This is a genomic window from Pontibacter sp. LHS2 (assembly GCF_058932845.1).
The window spans coordinates 1,235,696-1,253,016 of record NZ_JBZYWG010000001.1 but is presented as its reverse complement, the minus strand read 5'-3'; the positions used below and the strand labels follow the sequence as shown (position 1 = coordinate 1,253,016).

13 protein-coding genes are annotated in these 17,321 nt (G+C 47.8%); 5 read left to right on the top strand and 8 right to left on the bottom strand.

Going from position 1 to position 17,321, the window contains the following annotated elements; genetic code table 11:
- The first annotated feature begins 424 nt into the window (after window positions 1-424).
- Window positions 425-2,737 carry a T9SS type A sorting domain-containing protein gene (locus AC5FX6_RS05410; protein WP_493595999.1) on the top strand — a complete coding sequence of 771 codons (2,313 nt, stop codon included), beginning with the start codon at window positions 425-427 and terminating at the stop codon, window positions 2,735-2,737.
- Window positions 2,738-2,802: 65 nt separating this feature from the next.
- Here the strand turns inward: AC5FX6_RS05410 and AC5FX6_RS05405 are convergent, their stop codons facing one another.
- Together AC5FX6_RS05405 and AC5FX6_RS05400 are read right to left on the bottom strand one after the other, a co-directional pair.
- On the bottom strand, window positions 2,803-3,126 hold the full coding sequence (locus AC5FX6_RS05405) for a hypothetical protein (protein ID WP_493595998.1): 324 nt from the start codon (window positions 3,124-3,126) through the stop codon (window positions 2,803-2,805).
- A gap of 55 nt (window positions 3,127-3,181) precedes the next feature.
- Window positions 3,182-3,643 carry a hypothetical protein gene (locus AC5FX6_RS05400; protein ID WP_493595997.1) on the bottom strand — a complete coding sequence of 154 codons (462 nt, stop codon included), beginning with the start codon at window positions 3,641-3,643 and terminating at the stop codon, window positions 3,182-3,184.
- Between the two features lie 528 nt (window positions 3,644-4,171).
- Between AC5FX6_RS05400 and AC5FX6_RS05395 the strand changes: the two genes are divergently transcribed.
- From AC5FX6_RS05395 to AC5FX6_RS05385, 3 genes are all read left to right on the top strand, one after another.
- Window positions 4,172-6,100: a PrkA family serine protein kinase gene (locus AC5FX6_RS05395; RefSeq protein WP_493595996.1), complete on the top strand. Its 1,929-nt coding sequence runs from the start codon at window positions 4,172-4,174 to the stop codon at window positions 6,098-6,100.
- Window positions 6,101-6,109: 9 nt separating this feature from the next.
- The gene (locus AC5FX6_RS05390; protein WP_493595995.1) at window positions 6,110-7,375 is read left to right on the top strand and encodes a YeaH/YhbH family protein; all 1,266 of its coding nucleotides are present in this window, start codon (window positions 6,110-6,112) and stop codon (window positions 7,373-7,375) included.
- A 288-nt stretch (window positions 7,376-7,663) separates the two neighbouring features.
- Window positions 7,664-9,178, top strand: coding sequence for a SpoVR family protein (locus AC5FX6_RS05385; RefSeq protein ID WP_493595994.1), 1,515 nt, complete (start codon window positions 7,664-7,666; stop codon window positions 9,176-9,178).
- Window positions 9,179-9,258: 80 nt separating this feature from the next.
- Here the strand turns inward: AC5FX6_RS05385 and AC5FX6_RS05380 are convergent, their stop codons facing one another.
- The 4 genes from AC5FX6_RS05380 to AC5FX6_RS05365 all read right to left on the bottom strand — a co-directional run bounded on the left by AC5FX6_RS05380 (window position 9,259) and on the right by AC5FX6_RS05365 (window position 12,857).
- On the bottom strand, window positions 9,259-9,909 hold the full coding sequence (locus AC5FX6_RS05380) for a fasciclin domain-containing protein (RefSeq protein ID WP_493595993.1): 651 nt from the start codon (window positions 9,907-9,909) through the stop codon (window positions 9,259-9,261).
- Window positions 9,910-10,259: 350 nt separating this feature from the next.
- Window positions 10,260-10,907: a fasciclin domain-containing protein gene (locus AC5FX6_RS05375; RefSeq protein WP_493595992.1), complete on the bottom strand. Its 648-nt coding sequence runs from the start codon at window positions 10,905-10,907 to the stop codon at window positions 10,260-10,262.
- Window positions 10,908-11,121: 214 nt separating this feature from the next.
- Window positions 11,122-12,354, bottom strand: coding sequence for a cysteine desulfurase-like protein (locus tag AC5FX6_RS05370; protein WP_493595991.1), 1,233 nt, complete (start codon window positions 12,352-12,354; stop codon window positions 11,122-11,124).
- A gap of 35 nt (window positions 12,355-12,389) precedes the next feature.
- Window positions 12,390-12,857, bottom strand: coding sequence for a MaoC family dehydratase (locus AC5FX6_RS05365; RefSeq protein ID WP_493595990.1), 468 nt, complete (start codon window positions 12,855-12,857; stop codon window positions 12,390-12,392).
- Between the two features lie 783 nt (window positions 12,858-13,640).
- On the opposite strand from AC5FX6_RS05365, the gene AC5FX6_RS05360 reads away from it, so the two are divergent.
- The gene (locus AC5FX6_RS05360) at window positions 13,641-14,537 is read left to right on the top strand and encodes an aldo/keto reductase (protein ID WP_493595989.1); all 897 of its coding nucleotides are present in this window, start codon (window positions 13,641-13,643) and stop codon (window positions 14,535-14,537) included.
- Between the two features lie 5 nt (window positions 14,538-14,542).
- Here AC5FX6_RS05360 and AC5FX6_RS05355 read toward each other — a convergent pair whose 3' ends face one another.
- Both AC5FX6_RS05355 and AC5FX6_RS05350 read right to left on the bottom strand, forming a co-directional pair.
- Entirely contained in the window at window positions 14,543-15,262 is a 720-nt protein-coding gene (locus AC5FX6_RS05355; protein ID WP_493595988.1) for a hypothetical protein, read from the bottom strand.
- Window positions 15,263-15,267: 5 nt separating this feature from the next.
- Window positions 15,268-17,079, bottom strand: a complete 1,812-nt coding sequence (locus AC5FX6_RS05350; protein ID WP_493595987.1) for a hypothetical protein — start codon at window positions 17,077-17,079, stop codon at window positions 15,268-15,270.
- Between the last annotated feature and the right edge of the window lie 242 nt (window positions 17,080-17,321).

The following is a 17,321-nucleotide window of genomic DNA, read 5'->3' as shown; positions in this document are numbered from 1 at the left end:
AAAAGTTTCTGAAATCCCACTTGCATTTAGAATATGTGCCAGCTAAGGCCTTCAGCAAAAAGACTTAAAGTCTTAAATATTTCTGAAATCGGTACAACACTTTTTATGATACTTCAGTACAATTCTCAGAAGTGTTTTATGATTATCTACAGCCTGTAAGTTCTGCAGATATTACTACATAAAGTTGCCTCTCAGTCCTTTATAGGGGGTTGTAGCGACTCTGCTATTGCTACATCTATTAATATTTTATCTCTTTTATTGAATTTTTTATTTAAGTCGTAACCCTAAAGCTATGAAACAAAAATTACCCGTTTATTCTGTAAGCTTTGCAGAACATTCTCAAAGTCACCCCTCTTTTTTATCCAAATTTTTTAGTCTTACCTTCTTATTTTTAATCCTTTTTGCGAATAGCGTCTCCGCACAAATGGTGCAGCAATGGAATGTATTTGCCTCTACAGAGGGCAGCACAGCACAGCGGTTTTCTGAAAGTGCTCTTGACTCCGAGAACAACCTGTACCTGCTTGGTAGCCAGGATTCACCGGGTGGAGAACATACTCTAACGCTCATGAAGTACGATGCCAATGGAAAGAAAGTATGGCATAGGAAGCTGGAAAATGTTTACTATAGTAAAAGAGAGTTTCCTATTACTTTAAAAGTGGGCAAGCAGGGAGATATTTTTGTGCTGGCCCTCACATCCCTTAATAATGGTGGGCAAGGTCTACTGTTTTACAAAGTATCTGCAGATGGTGTAACGCAGTGGATGACTCCCTACACTTATCGATATGCAGGAATTGACAGAGCCTATGACTTTGAGCTCTCCGCAAATGACGACATAATCGTGGCAGGATTCTGTTCTACTACCCAAGGCCATGACATGTTCGCGCTAAGAATTGATAAGTCAGGCAAATTGACCTGGGAAAGGCGTTTGGACAATATAAGAGGCCATTCTACCTATGGACCTACATTGGCACTTGATCCGGCTGGAAACCCTTACATAGCTGTCAGAGGCAGGATATTATCGCAGGACGTTAGACCGTATCCGCTGCTACTTAAACTTGACGGGGCTAGCGGCCAGGTGATTACCACCAAAAAGTTTACGGAACCCGAAATGGGCGGTGATGGTAATGGCGCTGATCCCAGACAACTGCATATAAGTGCTGAGGGTATGATTTACACTGTTTCTCAAACTACCATAGGTTACCAATATGCCATTTTACTTACAAAGGCGGACGCAGATGGCAGCATGATTTGGTCTAAGGTAGAGGATTTTGATGGAGCAGGTAGTGTTGTGATGTGGAACATGGCCGTTGATGCGGAAGAGAATCTGATCCTGGCCACCTGGCCATACGGCAACCACCTTATCAAGTACACAAAAAATGGAGTACGTGATTGGGCAAAAGAATATAAGGTTGGTGTAGGAAGAGCAGTGGCAGTGGATGCAAATGGAAACATTGCAGTGACCGGAGCTACTTTCTCAGAAGAGGCAAAAAGAAATATGATGATGCTGGTTCAGTTCGATAAACGCGGCGAACTCTTATCCGAAGAGCTTTTTGATTCAGCAGAGCCACTGTACGGCGGAGGTTCAGCCCTTCACTTTGATAAGCAAAATAACTTATACCTGAGCGGCATTGGAAGGTCTGAGGGGATGGATAAGATAATTGCTATGAAATACGGAGCCGAAATAAATGGCTGCGACACGCCAGTGGCGGTGAAAGTTATTCTGCCGCCAAACGGACAACAGGTAGGCAAGGCGGTAAGCACTACCGCCTTGCTGGAGGCGGAGAATTTGCCCGCAAATATTAACGCACAATGGAGTTGGGGAGATGGTGCTACCTCTACTGCTTACCACACCACCGGGACCAGTCAGGTAACAGGGCAGCATACCTATAGCAGAACTGGCATTTACACCCCCACATTAACGTTTGACAACCCGTGCCTGACTCCTGAAGAGAAAATGAACCTGCAGCCTTTGGCCATCTTCGATCCTCATGCCGGTTTTGTGACTGGTGGTGGCTGGTTTACTCCTTCGGGTTTGCCGATTGATGGCATAAAAGTACAGTTTGACTTCAACATCAGGTATAAGGAGCAGGGCAAGGACAATCTGCTACCGACTGGCAAGACCAGTTTTAAACTGACTAACGCACTCCGATTTGAAAGCACCAGCTACGATTGGCTGGTAGTGCAGGAGGACAAAGCTGTTTGGCAGGGTGCTGGCCAAATTAACGGACGCGGCAACTTCGGTTTTACAGTTTCTGTAGTGGATGCGGGTCAAGGTAATAAAGGGACAGACATGCTGCGCTTGCGCATCTGGGATAAGCTCGAGGGCAATAAGCTCTACTATGACAGTCATGCATCAGACTTTGCTTACTTCCTCCCAGACGAGGGGCCTGCCATCGGCGGAGGCAACATTGTGATTCATCACAACGACAAGCTGTATGCTGATAAGCAGAATGGGGTAGATGCGCAGGAAGAACTTGCCAGCAATCTTACCGCTTATCCAAATCCATTTGCAGGTACATCCACACTCCGTTTTGAGCTGAAAGAGAAAAGCAGTTACACGATAGCCCTGTATGATATGAAAGGTGTGCTGGTGCAGGAATTGAGTCAGGGCAGCGCACAGGCTGACGAACTAGTGGAGGTGCAGGTAGATGCCAGCGCCCTGCCGAAAGGAATGTACCTGGCTCGCCTCGTAACGGAACATGATACTAGATCAGTGAAAATGATCGTGCAGCAATAAGACCAAAGAATTGAGCAAATAAAAAAGGGAGGCCTGTGTGGGTCTCCCTTTTTAGTTTAGTAAGGCTACCAGGTTGTCTGGCCGTCTTGCGTATCGGTGTTGCTGCCAAACCCTTTCTGTGGACTATAGGGTGTGCCCTTGCCCTCCAGGTGGTTTTGCATATCGAGGTGTAGCTTAATGCGATCCAGTCTGATAAACTCTGCCCAGCGCTCTTGGTCCTGCGCCGACATCCTGTTGATCAAGTCTGCTAGCTGCAAGCCGCCTTCCGCTTTCTGAAGCTCCTGGATGTAAGGATCTGAGTCGACCATGCCCTGTATTTTTATTCTGAAGTAGGTATTCAGCTCCGTATACCTGTCTTCATTCCAGTGTTCCATTTCCTGCTCCATCATCAGAATTTTTTATCATTTATACTCAACCTATAAGTCTTAAGGCTATGTCCTGTTTTCAGAATCCACCCATACCTCTTTCCGGATCGGGGTCATCAGGCTGTACGCCGGGCGGGTTAAAAAGTCCCCAGCGGTCCACGGCATAGTTCCAGGCATCAAACGTTTTCACCCAATCTATAAACAGCAATCGGTACTCTTCCAGCGCCTCCCTGATCAGGTGCAGGTATTGGGTATGCTCGAAGTCAAACATGGTCAGCGTGTTGCAGTGGTTCTGCAGATCACGGGCTGCTTTGCGGATCAGGGTGGCGCACTCCATGCGGATATCATACAGGTCACCACCCTCAGCGCCGGCTACTTTTACGCTCAGCAGCGCGGCATCTTCCAGCATAAAAGCCTTGCTACTGGCCAGGCGACGGTCATCATCAGGTATGAGGTCAGTTATCTTCACAGTGATTTCATAGATCTCGCGTCCCTTCTGGAAAAGCGGCATCTGGCGTGGATTGAAGTGGTCTTCGTGCATAGGAATCAATTTAATAGAAGCCAACACGACTGCAACAACAGGTATAGGCTTAGACAATTTTGTACAAAATACGTATAGATGTGAAGTTATAAAATATTACCGATTTTGAATTTAAAATACAGGGATGCTGTTCTGCAACTAAAGAGGGGCCGCACCCGACTATAGAAAGCTTAAAATCTACGTATAGAATAACATAGGGCACAGGGGACTGCCATTCATTGTCGCCGAGCCACTCTTCCCCTGTACCGGGCAACGGAAAGCAGCGCCCTGCTTCATGTGTACGTGTACACATTTCCAGCCCGTAGACCTGTGCGTGAGCACACAGCTTCAGAACTTACCCTAGGCTGAGCCCATGTGTAGGTATATAACATACAACCAAGCAAAGCGGCACTCCAATGTAGCAGGGGTGCAGACCATAAATAACCCGAAATATGACACATTCAGCTGACAGGCAGTAAACAGATTTTCCTTTTTGGGACCACTGCTTATTGCGTTCAGATATAAAATGATTCTCTAAAAATACGCCCTATGAACATTTTAGAAAAAATCAAAACCAATTACAGTGCCTCCATGAACGAGATGACAGTAGCTGCTTATCTCGAGGAGTGTCGAAAAGACCCAAAAATGTATGCCAAGCCCGCTGAGCGTATACTCGACGCCATCGGGGAGCCGGAGATGCTCGACACACGCCAGGATCCCAAACTGAGCCGCATCTTCTCCAACAAGAAAATCAAGATTTACCCTGCTTTCCGCGATTTCTATGGGATGGAAAGCACCATTGAGCAGATCGTGTCGTACTTCCGTCACTCAGCGCAGGGCCTGGAGGAAAAGAAGCAGATCCTATACCTGATGGGGCCGGTGGGAGGCGGTAAAAGCTCCCTGGCCGAAAAGCTGAAGCATCTCATGCAGCAGCACCCGATCTATGTGCTCAAGGCCGGCGAACAGATCAGTCCGGTATTTGAGAGTCCGCTGGGGCTGTTCGCTGATTATGCCGAAGAGCTGGAGGACGAGTATGCTATACCTGCCCGCTACATACCGGGTTGCATGAGTCCCTGGGCTTCTAAGCGATTGCGTGAGTTTGACGGTGACATTAACCGCTTTAAAGTAGTGCGGCTGTTCCCATCGATTCAGGAGCAGATTGCCATATCTAAAACCGAACCGGGCGATGAAAACAACCAGGATATTTCGACCCTGGTTGGTAAAGTAGACATCCGCAAGTTGGCCGACTACCAGCAGAGTGATCCTGATGCTTATTCGTATACCGGTGGCCTGTGCCTGGCGAACCAGGGTTTGCTGGAGTTCGTGGAGATGTTCAAGGCCCCGATCAAGGTGCTCAATCCACTGCTTACCGCTACCCAGGAAAAGAACTACAAAGGCACCGAGCCGATCGGCGCTATACCTTTCGACGGCATCATCCTGGCGCACTCCAACGAGTCAGAGTGGGCCAAATTCCTCAACGACAAAAAGAACGAAGCCTTCCTGGACCGCATTTACAAAGTGCAGGTACCTTATTGCCTGCGTGTGAGTGAAGAGATCAAAATCTACGAAAAGCTGATCCGCGAAAGCTCCCTCAAAGACGCACCTTGTGCACCGAAGACTATTGAGCTATTGGCGGAGTTCTCTGTGATGTCGCGCCTCAAGGAGCCCGAAAATTCCAGCATTTACTCCAAGATGCGGGTGTATAACGGTGAAACCTTGCGTGAGACCGATCCCAATGCCAAGTCTATACAAGAATACCGTGATGATGCCGGAATCAATGAGGGCATGCAAGGTATATCAACCCGATTTGCGTTTAAGATTCTTTCCAAGGTCTTCAATTTCGACAGTGAAGAGATTGCCGCCAACCCGGTACACCTGTTGTATGTGCTGGAGCAGGAAGTGATCAAGATGATGCTGCCGCCTGAGACAGAAACCAAGTACCTGCACTTGATCAAATCGGTGCTGGCCAGCAAGTATGCCGAGTTTATTTCAGATGAGATCCAAAAGGCCTACATCGAGTCTTATAGTTCGTACGGCCAGAACATCTTCGAGAAATACGTGGTCTACGCCGACCACTGGATGCAAAACAATGACTACCGCGATCCGGACTCCGGTGAGATTTTTGACCGCAGCATTCTGAATGATGAACTGGAGAAAATTGAGAAGCCGGCAGGTATAGCAAACCCCAAAGACTTCCGCTCCGAGGTAACGAACTTCTTTTTGCGACACAAAGCGAACCACGGCGGCAAGAGCCCTCGCTGGGACTCTTATGAAAAGATCAAGAACGTGATTGAGAAGAAGATCTTCACCAACACCGAAGATTTGCTGCCGGTGGTATCCTTCAACGTGAAAACGAATGAGGAAGACGAGAAGAAACACCGCGACTTCACCCGCCGCATGCGCGACCGCGGCTATACCGACAAGCAGATCCGCATCCTGGTTGACTGGTTTATGCGCGTGCGCAAGACAATGGCATAGGAGGGGAGTATGAGCCACATCATCGACAGACGGAAGAACGATCGGGGAAAGTCTACTGGCAACCGGCAGAAGTTTTTGAAGCGGGTGGAGAACCAGATCAAGAAGGCTATACCCGATATCATCTCGCAGGAAAGCATCAAGGACAGCAGTGCCGGTGGCAGTGTGAAGGTGCCTGTGCGCGGACTCGAGGAGCCCACTTTTCACCACGATTCCAAAACCGGTAAGAAGCAGACCGTGCGCCCCGGCAATGATAAGTATAGCGAAGGCGACCGTGTGCCCAAACCAAAGGGGGGAGGAGCGGGCTCCGGTAGCGGCCGGGGCAAAGGCTCTAACAGTCCGGAGGTGACCGAAGATGAGTTTACCGTGGTGCTGTCGCGGGAAGAGTTTCTTAAGTACTTTTTTGATGACCTGGCGCTGCCCAACATGGTGAAAAAACTGATGGACAGCACCGAGAATTTTGAGATGCGACGTGCCGGTTATACCCGCGACAGCGTTCCTTCGCGGCTCAACATCAAGTCCAGCTACCAACAGTCGCTTGGGCGTAGACTGGCCCTCAAGGGTGTACTGGACAAGAAGTTGGCGCTGCTGGAGGAGCAGCTGTCGCTGGCGACCGACCCTGCTGATAAAGCAGTACTCGCTGAAGAGGTCGAGAAAGTGCGGAGACAGGCCAATACCCTGCCGTTCTTTGAGGACATCGACCTCCGCTACAACAATTTTGAGCGGGTGCCTATACCTGTCACTTCGGCTGTGATGTTCTGCATCATGGACGTGTCGGCCTCTATGGGGCAACATGAAAAGGATATTGCCAAACGTTTTTTCACCCTGCTCTATATTTTCCTGACGCGACAATACAAGAACGTGGAGCTGGTATTCATCCGGCACCACACTGAGGCGAAGGAAGTAAGCGAAGAGGAATTTTTCAACTCGCGGGAGAGCGGCGGTACCGTAGTGGCGCCCTCGCTCAAGTTAATGGAGCAGATCATGCGTACCCGCTACGACGAGAGTTGGAACGTGTATTGCTGCCAGGCTTCGGACGGCGATGTGTGGTCGAAGCAGGATGCTACGGAGTGTAAGCGACTTCTGCTGGAAGATATCCTGCCCGTCATCCAGTACATGGCTTATATCGAGATCAGCAACAATCCGCGGGAGAGTGACCTGTGGCAGGCCTATAGCCGCATCAGCGACGATGACTCTTTCTCGATCCGGCAGGTATACGAGCCCTTCGAGATCTGGCCTGTTTTTCAGGGGTTATTCCGAAAGCGGAGTACCGTCTGAATCACGATTTTCAGGATTCTAGGATTGACAGGATTATATGATTAGCAGGATTAAATCACCTGTACCCTAAAGCGATCTTATTTTGTCATTTCGACCTTAGGGAGAAATCTGGGATGCTGCCAATGCTCTAAATTAATTCAGATCTCTCATTGCATTCGAGATGACATTTTAAGGTCGCTGTTACGAAAGAATAGTAGCTAACTATCCCTGGTTGAGAAACAGAAACTAAGCAGACATTATGTAATATCTACAATCCTGAAAATCCTAAAATCCTGTAAATCCTGATCCATGACAGATAAAGAGAAATACCGGGCGATGTTTTGTGATCCGAACTGGGATTATGAAACGCTGCAGGCGGCGGATGAAGTAATCAGCCGGATCGGGCAGGAGTACCTGAAACTGAAAACCTACCCAAACCAGATTGAAGTGGTAACTTCAGAGCAGATGCTGGATGCCTATGCGCTGACCGGTTTGCCGACTTCCTATCCACACTGGAAGTTTGGCAAGGACTTCGTGCTGAATCAAAACAACTATACCAAGGGCCGCATGGGGCTATCGTACGAACTGGTGATCAACTCCAACCCCTGCATCAGCTATAACATGGAGAACAACTCCACCTGCATGATGCTGCTCGTGATCGCCCATGCCTGCCAGGGTCACAATGCTTTTTTCGCCAATAATTACATGTTCCTCGACTGGACTTCCGCCGACTCCATCGTCGATTATATGTCTTTTGCGCGGGAGTATGTGCTGCGCTGCGAAGATGAATACGGTGAAGAGGAAGTGGAACGGGTATTGGACGCTGCCCATGCTCTTATGAATTACGGCGTCGACAAGTATAGAAAACCCTCTAAATTATCGGCGCTGGAAGAAAACGAACGTCTGAAAAAACTCACTTCAATCCGGCATGAAAACTACAATGAAATATGGCGCACCTTGCCACAGGGAGCTGTAATCGCTGAGCCCCCGCAACCCGACGATGGTCGTTTTCCGAAAGAGTCGGAAGAAAACATCTTATACTTTATCGAAAAATATGCGCCAACCCTGCCAGCCTGGAAGCGTGAACTGGTCCGTATCGTTCGCAAAGTAGCACAATACTTTTACCCGCAGGGTGCAACCAAGGTCATGAACGAAGGCTTTGCCACTTTTGTGCATTATCACATCATCAACAAGATGTTTGAGGAAGGTTACCTCAACGACGGCTTCATGCTGGAGTTTATCAAGAGCCACAGCAGCGTGCTCTTTCAGCCGGAGTATAACAGCAAGTTCTACTCCGGGCTCAACCCCTATACCTTAGGTTTCAATATTTTCATGGACATCAAGCGGATCTGTCAGGAGCCGACGGAGGAGGACAAGGCCTGGTTCCCGGACCTGATCGGCAAAGACTGGCTGGAGCAGGTGCTTTATGTAATGGAGAACTTCCGCGACGACAGTTTTATTCTGCAGTACCTTTCCCCGAAGGTGATCCGGGATATGAAACTATTCACGATCATTGACAATGAAGGGGAATCCGAGTTTCAGATCGGGGCTATTCACAATGAACGGGGGTATCGTCGTGTGCGGGAACAGCTGGCGTCGCAGTACGACCGCGCCAGTTATATTCCCAACATCCAGGTGACACGTGTTGACCGCCACCAAACGAGTAAGTTATACCTGACGCATTACATGCAGAAAGATCGCAAGCTTGAAGCTAAAAGCGCCCGTCATACTCTAGCACATCTGCGCTATCTCTGGGGTTTTCCAGTTGAGCTACATTCTAAGAATAAGCTGGGTATCAACGAGAGCTCATTTGAGGTAAAGTAAAAGCAGCTTGTTATGCTCAAAAAAAAGCTCCCTTTGTTAAAAGAGAGCTTTTTTTCTTGATAAAAATTACGAAACCCTGATTATCGACGAATTCTGGTGTCATTAGTGGTTGGTTGAATAATGGAGTCTATCACATGGATACGACCATTAGATGCTTCGATATCACTCTTGACAATCTGTGCACCACCAACACGAGTATTACCCAGGTTGATGTCTGTGTCAAGGGCTATAAAGCTGTCGTCTGTAATGCGTATGCGGTCATTATTCTGTAGCTGTGTTGATGTCACCTCTGCCGATACGATATGATTCTGCAGCATTTTTGAAAGTGACGCATAATTATCGGCCATCAGGAGTTTCTCCAGTTCTTCTTTTGACATTCTAGCAAATGCCTCATTCGTAGGAGCGAAGAGTGTTACTTTGTCTACGCGCTGTATGTCATCTGCAAGCTGAGCCTGCTCAATAAGCTGTACGAAAGTGGAAAGGTTCGGACTCTGTTTGGCCAGTTCCAGAACATCGTAGCTCTCGGTATTGTTGATGTCTTCAAACATCTGATCTACCTCCACCGGGTTTTCCAGCATCAGAGCCGTCGTTGACAGGGTAACTATCGGAACTGTTACCTGTTCTTCTACCACTAATACATCATATGCTTCCATGTTATTAGTGTCATCTCCGGTGTCGGCAGCATCTCCTGCCATTGTTCCGGTCTCACTCATGGTAGCAGTTTCTTCCATAGCGGTGGTATTTTCTCCTGAACTGGCACAGCTAAACATTATGAATGACGATACAGTCATTGCTACGATTGGTTTATAAATTATCTTTTTCATTGTTTTCATAGTTTGAGGTTGAACAAGTTTATATTCAGTTAATGTATATTATATTAAACTGACTTGATCTTAAGTTGTTACATTGAAGATGCTACTCCTGCCTCCATTACAGCAGTTTTACTCAAAAATTAGGCGTGTTCACTTAAGATATTTACACCTTCACTAAAATTAACAGGGGCAGCCTTTGGGTGTGTCATATACAAGCTGATTGTTAATGCTAGCATTCCTAATATTAACTTTAACATCTCTGCCTGATTTTACTCTTCGGGAGGTACGAGCAGCTTATTGATCACATGCACCACTCCATTGGATGCCTTCACGTCCGTGACAATTAACTGTGCTCCCCCTACAGTGATGGCTGATCCATTCTTCTTCACGACTACATCCTCTCCAGTTGCTGTAATCATGCTCATATTGTCTTTCATTTCTGCTGATGTTATCCGATTGGGCAGCACGTGTGCTTGTATCAGGCGGGTTAATTCCGTTTTGTTTCCGGGTGCCTTTAAGGTCTCAATAGTACCAGATGGGAGAGAAGCAAAAGCCTGGTTTGTAGGTGCAAAAACAGTGTAGGGTGCCGGGCTCTCTAAAGTTACTATCATGTCAGCAGCTCGTATCAGTTCTACAAAGGTTGTGAGGTTTTGATTTTGCTGCAGTAGAGCGAAAATACTCTGGTCGCTGCCTAATTTATTATTGGCTGAGACATTCTTTTCTGCATTGCTCTCTTCTGACATGTTCGTATCCGCACTCCTGGGTTGTTGGGATTCTGACTGAGCTTCAGTGGCTCTTACCTCTGTCGATGTGCCAACTGCTGTACCCGAGCCTGTGGTACTCTCTGTGTTGGTACAGCAAACTGTTGAAGTTGCTGCGGTAACTAACGCTACAATTACTTTTATTTTTTGCTTCATAGTATTACTAATCATTGCTTTATGAAGTAAACGGTATAGTGAATAGGAATGGTTGTCATATCAGCAGGAAATGCATCCAAACATAACAATATTGCCGTCACAATTACTTCAGAGCGATCTGGTGAACAGCAGTAATAAAACAAAAAGCTCCTGCCATTCAGCAGGAGCTTTTTGTTTTGGAGCCCGAGTCAGGTTCTCTCTTAAAGGTCAATTTCTAATGCTTTTCTATATACTCCAGTAGGGCTTTCTCAAACAGCTCCACTTCTTCCATCGTATTGTAAGGCGCCAAGCCAATGCGAACCCATCCGCCCATGGGGTTTACGCCTAGTTTGTCGGCCAGGGTGGAAGCGTAAAAATGGCCGTCGGCAACACACATGTTATAGTGCTCAGCAAACCAGCTACTCACCTCACGGGCCTTTATGCCGGGTAAGGTGAAAGCAAAAGTTGGGGTTTTATAGGTGCCTTCTGCCGCACGGTATAGCTTCAGTCCAGGTACCTGGCGCAGGAAATTATCCATACGGGCTGTTAATTGCTGCTCGTGCTCTTCGATACGCTGCATACCTGATACCAGGCGTTCTCTTCTATTGTTTCCCTCACCGAGCTCCTCAATGAACGTGATCGCCCCGATCAGGCCGGCAATGGCTTCGTGGTTTTGTGTACCCGTTTCCAACTTGTCCGGAATCTGCTGTGGGGCCGGGGCCAGCTTGTATACCTGTAGTTTCTCGAAGAGGGAAGTTGCGATTACAGCAATACCGATGTGTGGTCCGAAAAACTTATAGGCAGAGCAAAACAGGATGTCGCAGCCTAGTTCCTGAAAGTCGATGGGCAGGTGCGGCACGGCATGTACAGCATCGACTATCACGATCGCATTCACCTCTTTCGCCCTTGCAATCACCCGCCTTACATCAGTCACCGTCCCCGTCACGTTCGATGACATCCCGACCGCGACCAGTTTTGTTTTATCTGTGATCAGTTCGTCGAGCTTATCCAGGTTTAGAGTATAGGTTTCCGGGTTTAGCTCCAGAAACTTCACCTGTGCGCCTTTGTCCTTGGCCAGTGTCACCCATGGATCTACGTTGGCGCGGTGGTCCATCTCCGTCACGACCAGTTCGTCGCCAGCCGAAATAAAGCTGCCGAGGCTGCGGGCGATGCTGAAGGCTAGCGTCGTCATGTTCTGTCCGAAGGCTACTTCTTCGGGAGCGCAATGCAGTAGGTCCGCTATCGCTTTGCGACCTTCCAGGAGCAGGTTGTCTGTACCTATGCTGGTTGGGAAGGCGCCGTGAAGGTTAGCCATACCACCCGTGATGTAAGCGAGCATACCGTCAATGGCTTGTTGTGCCATCTGGGTGCCGCCAGGCCCATCGAAATAGATGAATGGTTTTTTATCACCCGACTCCTGTAAGGCTGGAAAGGATGCGCGAAGCTTTTCTACTGCTAATTGACTCATAAGCTGTTTAACTCAATTGCCTGTTCAGAGATAGGTTAATCGTTAAAATGATACAGGAAAGTCACCACGCCGGTATAGGCCGGTTTGCGGCTGTTCTCAATTTCGAGGGTTACTTCAATTTGTGTCTTGGCGATGCCACGCAGGTTTTTAACGGATAGCATTTTGGCACGCAGCCGCACACCGCTGTTTACGGAAACGGCCTGGTTGAAGCGCAAACTTTCTATTTCGTAGTTCACCTGCATTTTCACATTCCCGATCTTCACGATCTGCCCCCACAGGTAAGGCAATAAGGATACTGTCAGGTAACCGTGTGCGATCGTTGAGCGGAAAGGCGTCTCTGTTGTTGCGCGCTTTTCGTCCAGATGAATCCATTGGTGATCAAGGGTCGCATCGGCAAATTTGTTGATCTGGTCTTGGGTGATGGTGTGGTACTCGGAGACACCCAGTTCTTTTCCCTGGTATGATTCCAGTTCCTCCAGGCTGTTTATGGTTACTTGACTCATGTTAGATTTAGTGTTTGTGTTGGTGGTATAAACTTACGTTTTATTCTGGAAAATTAGTTATTACCTATATTGAAGATAGGGTGTTTTAACCAATAAACATGTGATTTTGTTATATGTGGTTAGAGTGAGATACGAGTTGTAGTGGAGCTTGGAGGGGGGTAACTGGTGTAGTAGCAGATGTTGTGGTTGTCAACTTGCCTTGTTTTATAGCTTGCCCTGGCCGGGCGGGCCTTACTTTTTGTCTTGACACAAAAATCGAGGGCCCTACCCCCAGTAAGCAAAAAAATCAAGACGCTCCAAATCGAGGGCCCCTACCCTCACTCGCTGAACGCTCTTGACAGGGGGACCCCTTCACCCCCAACAGTGGAGCGCCGCAAAGTGCACCTGGCTTATGTGATCTGTTTCATTGTTCAAGGGGCAAGTTAATCTTGTTATTCATGCCAGAGGTTTGCTCCAGTCACTACAAGGCTTATACCTGTGGATGGTAATGGCTCAAGTCCCCCTTTAAAGGGGGTAGGGGGATGACAATTGTTCTCTGGTTTCTCCTATAGGGGTAAAGGCCCTTTAAAAAGAGAGGCAGGGGTGCGTTAATCATGCACCAGAAACTTACAAGTACTAATGGCAGAGATCCTTTTTTAAGGCCCAAAATTCTTTTAGCAAAAGAACGATGATTATTCTAGCAACTCACATTAACAACTGCTCAACTCACATACTTACCCAACTACCCCCAACCTTCTCCTTCGAAACCCGCTATAGCTATTACGTCACGCAAAAAGCATCATCATGAACTACAGGCAGCTCGGGAAATCGGACCTTCGCATAAGTGAAATCGCCTTTGGGTGTATGTCGTTGGGAAGTGATTACGCAGCCAACGAACAGCTCCTGCATCGGGCACAGGATCAGGGCATCAACTTCTTTGACACAGCTGACCTCTATGATAAAGGGGCTAACGAAGAAACGGTCGGGAAAGCATTTGCAGGTATGCGGGAGCAGGTGATCATCGCAACGAAGGTTGGCAACCAGTGGCATCCCGACGGCAGCGGGTGGGACTGGAATCCTTCTAAAAGCTACATTCTGGAGGCTGTGGAGAAAAGTTTGAAGCGCTTGCAGACTGACTATATTGACCTCTACCAGCTACATGGCGGCACCATCGACGATCCAATTGATGAAACCATTGAGGCTTTTGAACTACTCAGGCATCAGGGCAAGATCCGGCATTATGGCATTTCATCCATCCGGCCCAACGTGATACGGGAGTATGTGAAGCGCTCCAACATCGTGAGCGTGATGATGCAGTACAGTCTGCTAGACCGACGGCCGGAGGAATCAGTGTTAGAGTTGCTGCAGCAAAAAGGTATTGGCGTACTGGCACGGGGCAGTCTGGCGCAAGGCTTGCTGGCCGGTAAACCTGCCAAGCCTTACCTCGGCTATACCTTGGAGGAAGTGCAGCAGGCAGCTAACGCTATTCAGAATGTGGCCGGTACAGAACTCATAGCAGCCGAGGTAGCGGTCAGGTATAGCCTGAACCACCCGGCTGTCACGGCGGCGGTGCTGGGTATACGCACAAGTGAACAGCTTAACCAAGCGCTTCAAGCTAGTAAAAGTGCACTATTATCGGTTGAAGAGATCAAAGTACTACAGCAAGCTTTGCCTGCTAATAGGTTTGAACAGCATCGCTGAGTGCGCTAGCGTATAACTGGGATTGTAACTCCCAGACTGATGCGGAAACCACTCCAATTTGGTTTAAGGTCTTTCTCTTTTAAACTGGCAGGATAGGTTCCCTTGTTGCCGGGCGTAAAATAGGTGCCACTTCCGCTTAACTGATAACCAACTGTCAGTCGTGTCGGTAATGACAGTATACTGCGTTCCAGTCCAAAGTAAGGCTTAACACCAAAGCCCGTAGCGCGATACGTTGTTTCTCCACTATAAACCCGTTCATAAACCTGGCCGCTTTCTTCCAGTAACATACGACTATAGATCAGGCTCATCTCAAGTCCCTGCACGAACTGAGTCCTACTTCCACGTATATTTGACTTAGTGAAAATTCCCATCCCCAGCGACCTGTAACGTAACAGAAAGTCATACTGCAACTTACCAGAATAGTCTTCATAATGCACACGCCCACCGGTAGAGCCATGCTCTAAAAAGAGATTGATGCTGGTTTTGTCACTTAGTCCATGCAGGACACTTATGCCATATACCAGGTAAGGGCCGAATGAGTCGGTAGCTTGAGCGTTCACTTCAGATTTTTGAATGAGCACCTGCTGGTAATCTTTCATCGCATTCATCTGAAAGGTGCCATACCCGACACGTGGTTCAACCGATAGCTTTGTCTGCGCGGAGGTGGTGCCAGCAAAGAAAAACATTCCCAGGCCGCACAATACTAGTTTTTTCAGGTGATACATGGGGCCTAGAGCGGTATGTAGTGATTGGATGAATAGATACGGTTCTTGTAGACAAAGACAGGGCCTGCCACATGCTGCTTTCGTACAAGTTGCCCGGTGTCAAAATTATAGACATACAGTGGCGATCCCGTGGCGCCCACGCCGCAGAGGTAACCGGAAGCACTGTCTATGTAATAACTACTGGCCTCCATTTCTTCTTCCGTCGTGATGGTCTTCACCCAATCCCCGGTTATGGTAGAATAGAATTGCAAGTACCGACCGCTTTGAATGCTAAAGAGAGGCAAGGTAGGATGGTATACCACATGCGCTGCGTTGCCTGATAGCAGCGATTGTAATTTCCATTTACCGGCGCTTCCCTCGATGTAGAGTTGTTCATTCACCGAAATGGTTTTTCCATCGGAGCTGATCGAGGAACGGTTTGGGTAATAAGCTGCCATCTGTTTATGGATCACTTTTTTCTGGTTCATATCCACCACGTAAACTGTGTCATGGCCTGTTGAAGGACTGTTGGCCTCAATCAGGAGCCTGTTGTTGTTACTTACCTGCAGGCTAACGTTTTCATAGTTTACATCAGGCAGCAGACGCGCCAGCGTAGTTGTTTCCTGGGTCTGTAAGGAGGTGGGGTGCAGCTTGTGGATCACATTGTCCAGGAACGTATACAGGTACTGCCCATTTTCTGAAATAACCGTTTGTGTCGTTAAATCTCTTGCCAGTTGCTGGTGTTGTATGTTACGTATCTGTTTTACCTGAAGTGTTGTAGCATCGATCACTTTGAGCTGTTCGTCTCCGAAGAAATAAAAATGGTTTGTAGCTGGCCGACGCACTATTTTGTCGGCCGGTTGTGGACCCCATGCCGCATCATGTATTGGTACCATGAGCTTTGAAGACGACAGTGAGAAATTATTCATATTCTTAGGGAATGTTCTAAGTGACAGTGCAAAGCCGCCTATCCCAAAAGGTACGTCACGCATGACAAACACGGTGTCGTTTACATTGGTCGTTTCACTTAGATAGGAAGAGTTATTGACCAGACGGTATTGTAATAAGTTGTTATAGAAAGGAGTAGAGCTGTGAGTGATTGTCAGGTTACGGTTCCCGTCGAAAGTGGTAGATAATATGTGTGGTACCGGGTAATTATAACTCCTGGTAGGACCATTGGTTAGCGGGCCACCTTTTGTGTAGGTAATCACCTGGTAAGACACATTTCCGCCTACATACCTCTTATCCGGGAAGGAGGTGATGTTACGTTCGCTGGAGGAGGCTACATAGTCCATGTTGCCATCATAATAACGGACCAGTTCGTATTTCCAAAAACCTTTATGCGTAGTAGGTTCCCAGGTTATCTGCAAATGGCCGTCTTGCGGCGCGATATTCGTAATGGCAGATGGGTTGGGTTGTGAGCGATCAATCTGTACCACCCAGTTGCGGTATACCACAAGTCCCTCTTCGCCGCGCTTGTCAGCTAAACTGCCACTCGCAGAACTGGTAAGGACAGACAGCTGTAAGGGGTAGAAGCCATCCTTAAAATCTTTCGTATCGAGTATATAAGCGCCTTGCCATTCTGTACCCTGCGCAACAACTTTATTGTTAAAGCTTAGCTGATAGCCATAATAGGTGCGGCCGGGCATGGCCACATTAAATGAAAGTTGCCTTACATACTGTACATAGATGGTATCCTCAGCGTCATGCAGGTTTAGATCGCCTTCTACATTGGTTATAGGGGCTATCTCCTCAAAATGACTCCCCGAAGGGCTGTAGTCGCAGGCAAAGAAAAGGAACGGGATGATCCCGAGCAGGAGATGTAAAATTTGCTTCATAGGCTGGTGGGCAGATAAACTTCAGCTAGGTATAGATAGACGCAAATATACAGGTTGTCTGCTATTTGTATAATAAATCAGCATAATAATATGCCTGTTGTTATAGCAAAAATAGACTTGCCTGACTTACCCGCCAATGAGCAAAACAAAAAGCAGCAACCGGTGTGGCTGCTGCTTTTCATAATATGGTAGGGTATACCTGCCAGGTAGGGCAGGGCTTATAGGTTAGTCGTAGCTTTTCT

Excerpts from the sequence above, each read along its gene's own strand:
- AC5FX6_RS05410 (WP_493595999.1), top strand. The coding sequence starts at position 425 with ATGGTGCAGCAATGGAATGTATTTGCCTCTACAGAGGGCAGCACAGCA.
- AC5FX6_RS05405 (WP_493595998.1), bottom strand. The coding sequence starts at position 3,126 with ATGATGGAGCAGGAAATGGAACACTGGAATGAAGACAGGTATACGGAG.
- AC5FX6_RS05400 (WP_493595997.1), bottom strand. The coding sequence starts at position 3,643 with ATGCACGAAGACCACTTCAATCCACGCCAGATGCCGCTTTTCCAGAAG.
- AC5FX6_RS05395 (WP_493595996.1), top strand. The coding sequence starts at position 4,172 with ATGAACATTTTAGAAAAAATCAAAACCAATTACAGTGCCTCCATGAAC.
- AC5FX6_RS05390 (WP_493595995.1), top strand. The coding sequence starts at position 6,110 with ATGAGCCACATCATCGACAGACGGAAGAACGATCGGGGAAAGTCTACT.
- AC5FX6_RS05385 (WP_493595994.1), top strand. The coding sequence starts at position 7,664 with ATGACAGATAAAGAGAAATACCGGGCGATGTTTTGTGATCCGAACTGG.
- AC5FX6_RS05380 (WP_493595993.1), bottom strand. The coding sequence starts at position 9,909 with ATGGAAGAAACTGCTACCATGAGTGAGACCGGAACAATGGCAGGAGAT.
- AC5FX6_RS05375 (WP_493595992.1), bottom strand. The coding sequence starts at position 10,907 with ATGAAGCAAAAAATAAAAGTAATTGTAGCGTTAGTTACCGCAGCAACT.
- AC5FX6_RS05370 (WP_493595991.1), bottom strand. The coding sequence starts at position 12,354 with ATGAGTCAATTAGCAGTAGAAAAGCTTCGCGCATCCTTTCCAGCCTTA.
- AC5FX6_RS05365 (WP_493595990.1), bottom strand. The coding sequence starts at position 12,857 with ATGAGTCAAGTAACCATAAACAGCCTGGAGGAACTGGAATCATACCAG.
- AC5FX6_RS05360 (WP_493595989.1), top strand. The coding sequence starts at position 13,641 with ATGAACTACAGGCAGCTCGGGAAATCGGACCTTCGCATAAGTGAAATC.
- AC5FX6_RS05355 (WP_493595988.1), bottom strand. The coding sequence starts at position 15,262 with ATGTATCACCTGAAAAAACTAGTATTGTGCGGCCTGGGAATGTTTTTC.
- AC5FX6_RS05350 (WP_493595987.1), bottom strand. The coding sequence starts at position 17,079 with ATGAAGCAAATTTTACATCTCCTGCTCGGGATCATCCCGTTCCTTTTC.